The sequence below is a fragment of the Aeromonas sp. TW 6 genome (genome assembly GCF_013168745.1).
Lineage (GTDB): Bacteria > Pseudomonadota > Gammaproteobacteria > Enterobacterales > Aeromonadaceae > Aeromonas > Aeromonas caviae.
Genome location: NZ_JABERS010000044.1, coordinates 1 through 12,544, shown reverse-complemented (window position 1 = coordinate 12,544; position 12,544 = coordinate 1). Strand labels below are relative to the sequence as shown.

General features: G+C 50.9%; 9 protein-coding genes. 7 read left to right on the top strand and 2 right to left on the bottom strand.

Features of this window, described 5'->3' with window-relative positions:
- Positions 1–37 precede the first annotated feature (37 nt).
- Positions 38–208 carry a hypothetical protein gene (locus HKD46_RS21460; protein ID WP_235673856.1) on the bottom strand — a complete coding sequence of 57 codons (171 nt, stop codon included), beginning with the start codon at positions 206–208 and terminating at the stop codon, positions 38–40.
- 445 nt (positions 209–653) lie between these two features.
- Positions 654–1,922: an IS4-like element ISAeme4 family transposase gene (locus HKD46_RS17475; protein WP_041206016.1), complete on the bottom strand. Its 1,269-nt coding sequence runs from the start codon at positions 1,920–1,922 to the stop codon at positions 654–656.
- 482 nt (positions 1,923–2,404) lie between these two features.
- Between HKD46_RS17475 and HKD46_RS17470 the strand changes: the two genes are divergently transcribed.
- From HKD46_RS17470 to HKD46_RS17440, 7 genes are all read left to right on the top strand, one after another.
- Positions 2,405–2,779, top strand: a complete 375-nt coding sequence (locus HKD46_RS17470) for a hypothetical protein (protein WP_171865727.1) — start codon at positions 2,405–2,407, stop codon at positions 2,777–2,779.
- 24 nt (positions 2,780–2,803) lie between these two features.
- Positions 2,804–4,573 (top strand): polysaccharide biosynthesis/export family protein, encoded by a 1,770-nt coding sequence (locus HKD46_RS17465; RefSeq protein ID WP_171865734.1) that lies wholly within the window; start codon positions 2,804–2,806, stop codon positions 4,571–4,573.
- 63 nt (positions 4,574–4,636) lie between these two features.
- Entirely contained in the window at positions 4,637–5,437 is an 801-nt protein-coding gene (locus HKD46_RS17460; RefSeq protein WP_171865726.1) for an ABC transporter permease, read from the top strand.
- A 22-nt stretch (positions 5,438–5,459) separates the two neighbouring features.
- Positions 5,460–6,110 carry an ABC transporter ATP-binding protein gene (locus HKD46_RS17455; protein ID WP_171865725.1) on the top strand — a complete coding sequence of 217 codons (651 nt, stop codon included), beginning with the start codon at positions 5,460–5,462 and terminating at the stop codon, positions 6,108–6,110.
- 15 nt (positions 6,111–6,125) lie between these two features.
- Positions 6,126–7,328, top strand: coding sequence for a sugar transporter (locus tag HKD46_RS17450; RefSeq protein ID WP_171865724.1), 1,203 nt, complete (start codon positions 6,126–6,128; stop codon positions 7,326–7,328).
- Positions 7,329–7,605: 277 nt separating this feature from the next.
- Positions 7,606–9,945: a class I SAM-dependent methyltransferase gene (locus HKD46_RS17445; RefSeq protein ID WP_171865723.1), complete on the top strand. Its 2,340-nt coding sequence runs from the start codon at positions 7,606–7,608 to the stop codon at positions 9,943–9,945.
- A 23-nt stretch (positions 9,946–9,968) separates the two neighbouring features.
- Positions 9,969–12,401, top strand: a complete 2,433-nt coding sequence (locus HKD46_RS17440) for a glycosyltransferase (protein WP_171865722.1) — start codon at positions 9,969–9,971, stop codon at positions 12,399–12,401.
- Positions 12,402–12,544 lie beyond the last annotated feature (143 nt).

The following is a 12,544-nucleotide window of genomic DNA, read 5'->3' as shown; positions in this document are numbered from 1 at the left end:
CTCCCAACCCAAACTGACAACCCGACTCACCCCATTGTCAGAACATATGGTGGAGCTTGATGTCAGCAGTATAAATATCGAGCTTCTCGCTTTCGGCAGCTGTTCCTAGCTGCACAACTACGATTTCGTCATTGGCAATGGCTGTCGTGCTCATGCTCATGCTCAACAAGAACAATAATCTGGCTATCGAGTGAAGATTGGCGTCCATGCCCCCTCCTACATCCTGATGTCCCCGCTTTGTCAAGCGTCAAACAGGCACACATCAGGCATAGTCAGTGAGGGAAAGGGCTGTCAACTCAGCACCAAAAACTAAAAATAAAGATGTTACCGAAGAAATAGTCTACAAAATTAGCTACTGAGGGTAACGAACAAGGAGATAATACCAATGACTTACACTGTGTAAGCCTTAATGACGCCCCCTACCACACCAACCACATTATTACTTCTGATGCAACAAAAATATCCGCCGTCATATAAATATCACAAACACTCCTTATTTAAGGTCTTTCTAAATTGACAGCTTCCGCGCTAAAAACACTCATCAGACCTGTTTTAACCATTACTGAAAATATGAAAATATATTTATATAACAATAGATTAAATCACTCTGGCGCTACCGGTTGTATGACTAATATGTGTTCATATACAGGACCTTAAGAAAACACTTCATTTGAAATTCCTTCTAAGGTCCTGTTCTGTATCGATTTTCGCTGCTTGGTTCGACGGGCATTTTTCGCCAAGTAAACGGCAGCCCATTCCAGACGCTCTCTTATTTCCACCAACACCCGATGAGCCACCGCTTCCAATAACGGGAACCACCAGGTTCCGCTATTTTTCGCCGCTTTCAGTGTGGATAAACCGTCCCCCATCAGCGTCTGAGCTACCCGTCTTTTCATCACCAGCGACAACAGGCTGGCCCACACCAGCCCCTCGGCAATGGCTTTCTGACCTGTCACAAAGCCCTTGAGCCGGTTGTGCGACTTCCACTCCTTAAACAGCAGCTCCACCTGCCAACGACAGCGGTACAGGCTCATCACCCGCTCTGCTGGCCATGCCTCTCGTGGCAGATTGGTCATCCAGATACAGAACCGTTTCTCCTCGGCAAACCAGCGTCGGATCAGCCGATACTCGAACTTGCCCGATTTCACCACCATATCCAGTACCTCTGCCCGACAGTGCCGCCGTCCAGCATCCTTGAGTGACAGGCCCGCCAGCTTCGGCACTTCCCGTTCGTCACCGCGCCATGCCCGGATAATCTTCGGGTTCAGGCTCTTACTACCCCTGACCAGATAGAAACCGCCCGCCTCGTTTAGTTTCGCAAAGTAGGCCATATCGATGTAACCCGCGTCCGCCAACAGCAGGCTGTTATTGAGCCGCTCGGGCTCAGGCAGGAACTGGCGCTCTGACGCCGTATCGGCAGAGACCTGCATGCAAACTGGACTTTGCTCCAATAGAGACATGAGCATATGACACTCGATTGCCGCCGGGCTAATGGTCTTGAACCTTCCCGGAAACACTTCGGCCAGGCTTTTGTGGACGGCAAAGGAAGTACCATCCTGCAACAACACCTGTTTGAATGCGCCAAGGGATGCAGTCTTCATCTGTTGGCCGATACGCAAGGCGATAGCCCGTTCAACCAGCGCCTTCATGAACAGGGCGAACGACGCTTTGCGCAACTGGTTGTGAAAGGGCTTGTAGGAAACCTGATGGGCATCAACCAGTTGCAAGGCATTGAAATGATGGTGCAATCCAGCGATACCATCGACCTGGTCGCAGCCAAGTGCCCGCAAGAGTGCAGTCACCAGCATGGCAGGCGTAATGGCTCGTTTGCGCAAGCAAAATTGGCAGTCACGGGCAATGCGGTCGAGTTCGGCAGGAGAGAGAAGTTGCTCAAGATAGTGGTTGGCATCGATAATGGTCATGGCTTCGTGCGTGGCGGTTTTGTTTGGCGATAAAATCAGATCACAATCGAAGCCATTTTTATATCTATTTCAATTGGTTGCTGCTAAAGATCCTGTACATGAATATGTGTTGACTCATTCGCAGCCTACAGGTAATATGCGCCCGGAATAAAATTAAACATGACGAGCGCCTCGAAATGACGCAATATACGCGGGCTCGGCTCCAGCACGACTGGAAAGCTATTCAAACAGGGCTGTTGATGACAGTCCGTATTTTGTTTTTAATTTTATTTCAAGCCACAATTTGACCATCCTAGACCGGAGCAATGTCACTTCCGCGCGGTAGCTTTTTTCTTTTTTTGCCTTTTGAGTGTACAGTTTCAGTACAGCAACACCAAGGAACAACATGAGACAAGCATTATCGCAAAACGAACACTGCCCACAACATTAAATTAACAAATAATTTACACTTCAAGTTTTGACTCCATGGATAATATTGACACATGAACTACGCAACCCGGTTTCTGGCGATATCGCTAGCCATGTCTATTGCTGGCTGCGCATATGAGCCAAAGCAGGTCGAAGCCTCCCGTCCCCTCGTCAATCCATCATCGACCACAGCACTGCAAGCCATGCCAGCAAACCTGCAACAGGCGCTCAACACTCAACCTCAGGGGTCTGCACTCAGCACAAACGGTGTTACCTTCACCCTGGGTCAGCGCTATGTGTCTGCCATGGGACGTAAGTGCGTTGACCTCTTGTTCAACAACATGCAAGGTCACTCGCAAAGAAGTGTCGCATGCAAGAGTGAAGAACTGTGGTACCTGATACCTCAATTGGATCAAGCTTCTGTCAGCAGCCTTCTTGCTGAACAATAAAACTCGAAGGTATCTGTTTTGAAAATGAACGTTCGTCAGCTGAGTACCCTTCTGTTTCTCATCGGTGCCTCCTGCACCACCATGGCGGCTAACGCACCAGACCAGGCCCAGGCAAATGGGGCATCATTTGGCTATACCCTGTCGGGTAATTCAGGCGATAACAGTCGGCCCCAACTTGGTGGCCAGTCATCGTTGAGTGGTCAGGCCAACACGAGTTCAACAACCGGCAGTTTTGCGCAACAAAATCGGCAGGGCATGTTGCTGCCAGGTGAGGCAGATGTTCGGAAGTTACTGCCACAGGCCGAGGCCGGACTTCCTCCCCCCTACGGTGCCAACCTCTTTGCCGGTGGATATGAAACCGAACGCAGCGATGGTTTGAATGACAATTACCTGATAGCACCAGGTGACAAGCTGAATATCTGGATCTGGGGCGCCGTCAATTTCTCCAATGTGGTAACGGTCGACAATCAGGGCAATATTTTCATCCCTGATGTTGGTCCCATCAATGTCAAGAATGTTCCTGCCAGCCAAATCAATAATCTAGTCACCAGCAAGATTGGTGATGTATTCACCAACAACGTCAATATTTACGTCAACCTGCTGACGACAACCCCGGTGAGTGTATTCGTGACGGGGCCGGTGATCCGCCCAGGCCAATATGCCGGACAATCGTCTGACAGCGTGCTCTATTTCCTCAAGCGGGCGGGTGGCATCGATTCAGAGCGGGGCAGCTACCGTCAAATCAAGGTCTTGCGCCAAAACCAGGTCCTCCAGCAGATCGACCTGTATGAGTTCATGCAGAAAGGCAAAATGCCCAAGCTTTCCCTGAAGGATCAGGATGTGATCCTGGTGGAACCCCAGGGGCCGATGATCAATGTGGCTGGCAAGGTTCGCAACCCATTCCGCTTCGAATTAAAGCAGCGCAATACGCAGGGTTCGGAACTGATCAATTATGCCCTGCCCCTCGCCAAGGTGAGTCATGTCGGGGTAATTGGCGATCGTGCAAACGGTCCTTTCTCTATTTATCTGCCTTACAAAGATTTTGCCCGGATCCAACTCAAGGACGGTGACAAGGTGCTGTTCAACGATGACATGCATGCACAAGTTTACGATGTGCAGGTCACCGGCAGTTATATGGGCCCCTCTTACTTCACAGTCCGCAAAGAGACCAAGCTGCACGATCTGCTCAATCACATTCCGATCAACCCGGATCTGGCCGATTACCAATCCATCTATCTGATGCGCAAGAGCGTGGCCATCCGGCAAAAAGAGATGCTGGACGAATCGCTCAACCGGCTGGAGCGCAGCGTGTTCACCGCGCCAGCCAGTTCGGATGGTGAGGCGACTATCCGCGCCAAAGAGGCCGAGCTGGTCATGCAATTTGTCGACAAGGCTCGCAAGATTCAGCCCCTGGGCAAGGTCGTGGTCGCAGACAAGGGCATCATCGCCAACATTCAGCTGGAGCAAGGCGACCAGATTGTGATCCCGAACAAGACTGACCTTATCCAGGTGGGGGGTGAGGTGCTGATGCCACAGGCCGTGGTCTACAACGCCAATGCCGACCTCGATGATTATGTCGCCTGGGCCGGTGGGTTTACCGAACGAGCCAATGATCAGCGCATCGCCGTGGTGCATGCCAACGGGTTGGTCGAGTTCAAGGGCCAAGGGAATGTTCAACCCGGGGATCAGATTATGGTATTGCCCAAGGTTGACAGCAAAACCATGCAGTCTGTCAAAGACATCACCCAGATCATCTATCAGATCGCCGTGGCAGCGAACGTAGCCATCAACTAAACCGCCCACACCGAACCATGCAGACTCGTCAATCGGCGAGTCTGCCATACGGTAAACGACTCAATGCATAAACCCATTCTCAATCAAACACCTCGAACACCCTTGCAGGTGTTGCGTGATGTGACGTTTGGTTTGCTTATCCGAGAACTGAAGACCCGATTCGGCAGCTACCGACTGGGCTACGCCTGGGCCCTGATCGATCCACTGCTGATGATCAGCGCATTTAGCCTGATCTTCGGGATGCGCAGCCAGAGTGGTTTCGGGGGGGTGCCTGTACAGGTTTTTATCACGGCCGGTTACCTACCTTTCATGTTTTTCAACAAGGTGGTGAGTCAACTTAAGTCTGCGGTCAACGCCAATATGGGGTTGTTCTGCTACCGTCAGGTCACTCCCTTCACCACCTTCGTTGCCCGCTTTATGTTAGAGGTCATGGTGGGCATGATGGTAGGCATCATTCTGGTGTTGGGGTTGCTCTGGTTCGGTTTTGATGCTATCCCCGCGGACCCCTTGCAAGTCATCCTCGGATATCTGCTACTCATGGTGTTCTCATTCTCCCTCGGTATCATTTTTTGCGTCATCGGCAAGCTATTCCAGGAAGCAAACAAGTTTCTTGACCTGCTGATGATGCCGCTGATGTTTATCTCTTGCGTGATGTATCCACTGGCGGCCATTCCGGTGCAGTACCAGCACTGGTTTTTGTGGAACCCGCTGGTGCATGCCCTCGAATTAATACGCAGCGGCTGGATCGCGGGGTACAGCAGCCCCAGTGTCAGTTGGGCCTATTTCGCTAGCGTCACCTTGCTGCTACTTACCTTTGCCATGAGCTGCTATCGCCTGAATCATCGCCGGCTGATCGCCAGTTGATCGCCCATGAGTGCGGAATAACATGATCATCCTCGACAATGTCTCTAAGTATTACCCCACCAAGTTTGGCCGCAACTATGTGCTGCGAGATGTGAGCATCACACTGCCGCAAAATCGCAACATCGGTATTCTGGGGGTCAACGGGGCGGGCAAATCCACCCTGCTTCGCCTGTTGGGGGGCATGGATACGCCCAATCAGGGCAAGGTGACCCGTCTTTGCCGTGTCTCCTGGCCGCTGGCCCTTGGCGGCGGATTTCAAGGGAGCATGACAGGGCGGGAGAACACCCGCTTCGTCTGCCGTATCCACGGGGTGCACGATAGCCGTGCCGTGGAGGAGTGGGTCAAGGAGTTCTCCGAAATCGGCCAGCACTTCGAGCTGCCAATAAAAACCTACTCCAGCGGCATGAAGTCCAAGTTCTCCTTTGCCGTCAGCATGGCCTTTGATTTTGATATTTATCTGACCGACGAAATTACATCGGTGGGGGATGCCCGCTTCAAGCAGAAGTGCATCGATACCTTCAATCAAAAGCGCGAGACCGCGAGCCTTATCATGGTGTCTCACGACATGAAAAACCTGCGCCAGCAGTGCGACATGGGCATCTTGCTGCGCAATAGTACATTGGAAGTTTTCGACAATATCGACGATGCCATCCGCATTTATCAGAATCTCTAACAAGCTGCATCCATCATGACTCAACCTATCCGTTCCGAAAGACCATCCCGCTTCGCGCGCAAACTGCGCAAGCTCGGCAATGAGCCAAAGCGCTTTTTTATCGACTCCAGCGGTTTTCAGATTGCCCACCGCTCCTGGCAGCAGAGCCTCAAGCTCGGTAGCTTTCTCTGGGTACTGGCCTGCTTTACCATCGCCGCCCTCTATCTGGGGGTCATCGCCTCTGACCGCTATGTGAGCCGGGCAGAGTTGATGATCAAGCAGGCGGACCAGATCAAGATGCTGCCAGATGCCCTCTCTATGCTGGGGCTGGGTGGCAGCAATCACCAGGATGTGCTGCTGATCCAGGAGTACCTGAAATCCTGGGATCTGCTGGCCAAGCTGGATAAAGAGCTCGGCCTCAAGTCCCATTACCAGAGCAACCAGGCCGACTATTTCTCCCGCCTGCCACAGGATGTCAGCCGGGAAGACTTCATCGAATACTACCGCAAACACCTGACGCTGCGACTGGATGAGCTGTCGGGCGTGCTCACCATCGAATTGCAGGCGTTTGATCCCGAATATGGCCAGCAGGTGGTGGGGCTGATGCTCAAAGAGTCCGAGCGCTTTATCAACAAGCTGGGACATCAGGTGGCACTGGAACAACTAGCTTTTGTCGAACAAGAGGTCGATCGTGCCTATCAACGACTACAGGATGAGAAGGCCAAGGTGCTGGCGTTTCAAAACAGTCACCAACTCATCAGCCCGGAATCCACCAGTAGCGCACGTCTCGGGGTAGTCAGCCAGATCGAGGCAGAGTTGGTGAACCAGCAGGCGCAGCTCAAACAACTGCGCAGCTATATGAGAGAGAGCGCCCCCGGCGTCATCTCGGTGCAGAGCCGCGTCGATGCTCTCAACAGGCAACTGGAGCAGGAGCGTGCCAAGCTCACCGGCCAAGATAAAGAGGCCATGAACGAGATAACCGCCGGTTACATGGATGTGCAAACCCAGGCCACCCTGGCGGCAGATCTCTACAAGACGGGCCTTATCAGCTTGGAACAGGCCAGGATAGAGGCCTATCGCAAGCTCAAGCACCTGCTGGTCATCAGTCAACCGAGCCTGGCCCAGGATGCGGAATACCCTCGCCGTCTCTACAACTTGGCCACAGTGAGTGTGCTGCTGATTCTCTTCTATGGATTGATCGTCATGGGTCTTGCTACCTTGCGTGAGCATCAGGATTAATATGTGAAATATTAGGTATCGCTGATAATACCAAAGACTATTAACTTGCTTTTAATTATTTCAACATGAGTAGTTATAATGTTACAGCATCCTACAACACCATTATTATTATGTTATGAAAATGGTATCTCGCCACTGAGGTTAGATGGATATGACTTTTATTTCATGACTCAGCTTGCTTACATCGCCAACATGTAACAAATAAGCATTTAAAATAAAGTCCAAAAGAAACTGCATCACCGTCATTTAAATCATCCTCATGTATCCGAGAGGGAATATGGATAACCAAAAAAAATATCGAAATATTGCCAATCAAATGAAGTCGCGAGAATCTCAACTTCACATCGAGCTTGACTTTATTTTTAAAAAAAATATTTTCTGGGACCCTATTTATTTAGCCCATTCTGAATGGCTAGAGCACATTCCGTTTGCATTCTGGCTGGTGGATGCACTTCAACCCCGAAAGATTGTTGAAATCGGCACCAATGATGGCAGTTCCTATTTTTCTTTCTGCCAAGCTGTGGCTAATCTTGAACTTGATACTCAATGCTTTTCTATCAATACTTGGAGTGGGGCCGAACATTCAAGTGAGAATTATGAAGATGCCTATTCTCAAGTTTCGATTCATAACAAAGAGAATTATTTCAGCTTCTCCACATTAATGCGTAGCATCCCTGAACAAGCATTAGAACATTTCGAGGAAGGGAGTATTGACCTGCTACATATCGATGGGTTACATACGCTTGATGCGGTGCGTCAAACTTTTGAAAACTGGTTACCAAAACTCTCTCCAAGCGCAGTAGTCATCATGCATGACACCAATATCAGAACACGAGGCTTTGGTGTTTTCAGATTTTTTAACGAGCTTAAAGCAATCTACCCTCACTTTGAATTTGCTCACGGCAATGGCCTTGGTGTCATAGGCGTCGGGAACAAGCAGCATACTTCCATGCAAGCTCTATATAGACTCTCTTCCAAGCCCTCCACTTTGCAGCAAGCTAAAGACATTTTTTCCCGCTTAGGCAAAGTATGCTGTGATAGTAGAGCCACGTTTGAACTCCAGCAGAAAATGGACAGACAGGCTAGTGAATATAAGGAAGCCCTGATATACGAGCAGGAGCAACATGCCCTTGAACGGGGACATATCACCGCACGGATTAATTCGCAACATCAGGAGATCGAGGCCCTTCATGCCAAGCTTGCAGAATATCAAGCACAAGAGCACAAGTTTGACGCACAACAAGGTGCATTGAAAACCCTGCAAGCTGAAGCCAAGACAAACCAAGCGCGCCTTGAACAGGAACGAGATTTGGCACTTCACGCTCGGCGCCAACTTGAAATAAACAACGCAACACTCTCGCAGCAGCTGGCCCAAGCACGGGAACAAAAGTTTGACGCCCAACAAAGTGCACTGAAAGCCCTGCAAGCTGACCTGAATAACCAGTTAACTGATGCCAAGACACACCAAGCGCGTCTTGCACAGGAACGAGATATGGCGCTCAATACTCAGCACCAACTTGAGACCAAGAATGCCGAACTCTCTCAGGAGATCGAGGCCCTTCATGCCAAGCTTGCAGAATATCAAGCACAAGAGCACAAGTTTGACGCACAACAAGGTGCATTGAAAACCCTGCAAGCTGAAGCCAAGACAAACCAAGCGCGCCTTGAACAGGAACGAGATTTGGCACTTCACGCTCGGCGCCAACTTGAAATAAACAACGCAACACTCTCGCAGCAGCTGGCCCAAGCACGGGAACAAAAGTTTGACGCCCAACAAAGTGCACTGAAAGCCCTGCAAGCTGACCTGAATAACCAGTTAACTGATGCCAAGACACACCAAGCGCGTCTTGCACAGGAACGAGATATGGCGCTCAATACTCAGCACCAACTTGAGACCAAGAATGCCGAACTCTCGCAACAACTGGCCCAAGCACTCGAGCAGCTCAGAGAAACGGCCCATGTGCAAACGCAGCTTCAATGTGAACGAGATACTTTAGTATCGCAGCACAAGCAGATTGAGCGTGAGCTGATCGACAGCCGTCAGAGGCTACATGCAGCAGCACTGCTTCATCAAAACGAGCTGAAGCAACTGCAACAACAAAACTCAGCGCTGACTGAGCATCGTCTGGTGCTGGAAGCCAGTGTTGCGGAACGTTTCCATGAGCTGGCACTGATGACCCGCCATGCCGAAAGCCTGACCCGGGAGCTGGAGAGCAAAGAGCAACAACTGCAACAAGCAAGGGAACGAGCTCAGCGACTCAAGAGAAGTGTTTCCTGGAAGCTGACGGCTCCCGTCCGGGCCATTGCTCGAACTTTCAAGGACAAAGGTGAGCCTAGCACCAACAGCACAAGCACTATCGAGCGCATTGCCAACTCTGGCTTGTTTGATGAGCGCTGGTACTGTGAACACTACCCGGAAGTCGCAATCAGCTCGCTCTCAGCCATTGAACACTACTTGGAAATAGGTGCCGAACAAGGCTACAACCCTAGTTCCGTATTTGACACTCGCTGGTATATTGATACCTATCCAGATGTGGCGCAGAGCGCCATCAATCCCCTTATTCACTACATCATGCATGGGCAAGCCGAACAGCGTCACTGCCTACCGACATACTGATAAACTCGGAAATATAAAAATAAATGACGACCCAACACTATAACGACGATGCATTAGCTCATTTCGATGAACACTGGTATTTGCATACATATCTGGACGTACGCCTTACCGGCATGCCAGCGCGTGAACATTTCAAACGTTATGGGCGGTTATTGGGTCGTCAACCTTGTTCCGATTGGGGAATGACCACACCGCAACCACTACCCACTCAAGCTATTGCACTGCCCTATCAAGCCCTCAATCAACTATCTATCGATAGTGGGACCCAATACGGCTGGCATTCGGAAGGGTTGGATCCCTTTTTTATTATCGATCTAGGACAATGGCCAGCCTTCCAGCCAGGTTGGTATGAATTCAAACTGACAATTCATAGTCAAGGTCAGCGTGGCCTCAGCAAGCTGTATCTGGATGTAGGCAGGGGGTTCAACGAAAGTGATTCTGTTGTTATGCCCTATGTGACTAACCAATTATCCTCAAGGATATTTTATCTCGATAGCACCTTGCATCACCTGCGCTTTGATCCTATGGAGCGCAAAGGTAAATTTTCATTAAGTGAGTTCAGTATTTTCCCGGTTGCAGATGGACAACTGGACGATGCCCTTGTATCTCGACTAATTGATGCTCACGATGAGTTTCAAGGTTTAAATAAAAATGAGATTGTGGAAGCGATAAAAATAAAGGAAGGAGAATGCGACCTGCATGCCCTTTATAAAAATTATCAAGAAACATTCAATTATTCTCAACCCACGCTGAACTATGATGAGTGGATAGATATGGTAGAAACACCGGGTCTACCAACGAAGAGTGAGGTTGCAGCATATTTATCTAATCTGCTTACTCCCCCGCTGATTTCTGTGGTGATGCCGGTCTATAACCCGGCCGAAATCTACCTGCGTGCCTGCCTGGACTCCGTCTTGGCGCAAAGCTATCCCCACTGGGAACTTTGTATTGCAGATGATCGCTCGCCAAAGGCCCATGTGCAGCGGGTACTGCGCGAGTATGAGGCCAAAGACAGCCGTATCAAGGTTATCTACCGCGAGCAGAATGGCCATATCTCTGCGGCCTCCAATAGCGCCCTGGAGATTGCCAAGGGCGATTTCGTAGCACTGTTGGATCATGATGATGCCCTGCCGGAACACGCCCTGCTGTTTATGGCTCAGGCCATTTGCGAAAAAACCGATACCCAGATCCTCTACAGTGACGAAGACAAGCTCAATGGTCGCGGCGAACGCTTTGATCCCCACTTCAAGAGCGACTGGAACCCGGACCTGTTCTTCTCGCAAAACTATGTCTCTCACCTCGGGGTCTATCGCCGCTCACTGCTGCAACAGATAGGCGGATTCCGCCTTGGCGTCGAGGGCAGCCAGGATCAGGATCTGCTGCTGCGCTGCCTGCCCCATGTGACGGCAGCGCAGATAGTCCATATCCCCCGCGTGCTCTATCACTGGCGCACCATAGAGGGCTCCACGGCCCTTGCCTCCGGTGAGAAGAGTTACACCACAGATGCAGGCCTCCAGGCGCTGCACGACTATTTCGCGGGCCAGCAACCCGGTGTCAGGGTGGAAGCGGGGCTGGTGCCCAACACCTATCGGGTACGCTACCCCATCCCCGAGCCAGCCCCTCTGGTCAGCCTGCTGATCCCCACTCGGGACCGCCGCGCCCTGACCGAAACCGCAGTACGCAGCATCCTGGAACGCAGTACCTACACCCACTTCGAGATCCTGATCCTCGATAATGGCAGCGTCGAGCAGGAGACCCTCGACTTCTTTGCCCGTATCCAGCGCGAAGACAGTCGGGTCAAGGTATTGCGTTATGACCACCCCTTCAACTACTCGGCCATCAACAACTTTGGTGCCAGCCATGCCAAGGGAACCATCATTGGTCTGGTCAACAATGATGTCGAGGTGATCAGCCCGGAGTGGTTGGGCGAGATGGTCAGCCACTGCCTGCGGCCGGAGATCGGCTGTGTGGGGGCCAAGCTCTATTACAGCAACGACACCCTGCAACATGCCGGTGTCATTGTCAGTTTGGGTGGTGTAGCAGGCCATTCACACAAGCATTTCCCACGCAATCATCCAGGCTATTTCCATCGTTTATCGCTGGTTCAGACACTGTCTGCAGTCACGGCGGCTTGTCTGCTCATCCGTAAGGACATATTTGAGCAAGTATCAGGTCTCGATGAAGAGAACCTGCAGGTTGCCTTTAACGACGTGGATTTCTGCCTAAAAGTACGTGAGGCGGGTTATCGTAACCTCTGGACTCCCTATGCCGAGCTCTATCACTATGAGTCTATTAGCCGTGGCGCTGAAGATTCCCCAGAGAAAATGGCTCGCTTTACCAAGGAAGTGAACTTTATGAAATCCAAGTGGGGTAAACATCTGGAGCGGGATCCCTTCTATAACCCGCATCTGACGAAAGACCGCGAAGATTTCAGTCTTGGCACTACCGGAGAATAATTTTTCAACAAAGCAACCTAAATAGCTGTTCCGAATAGTAGATCACCGGAGGAAGGGAACTCAGTCCAGTTTGTGCGATCTGATTAGTCGCTAAACAAAACAAGCCACACCCAAAGGACTGAGTTGATGCCTATCCTACCACC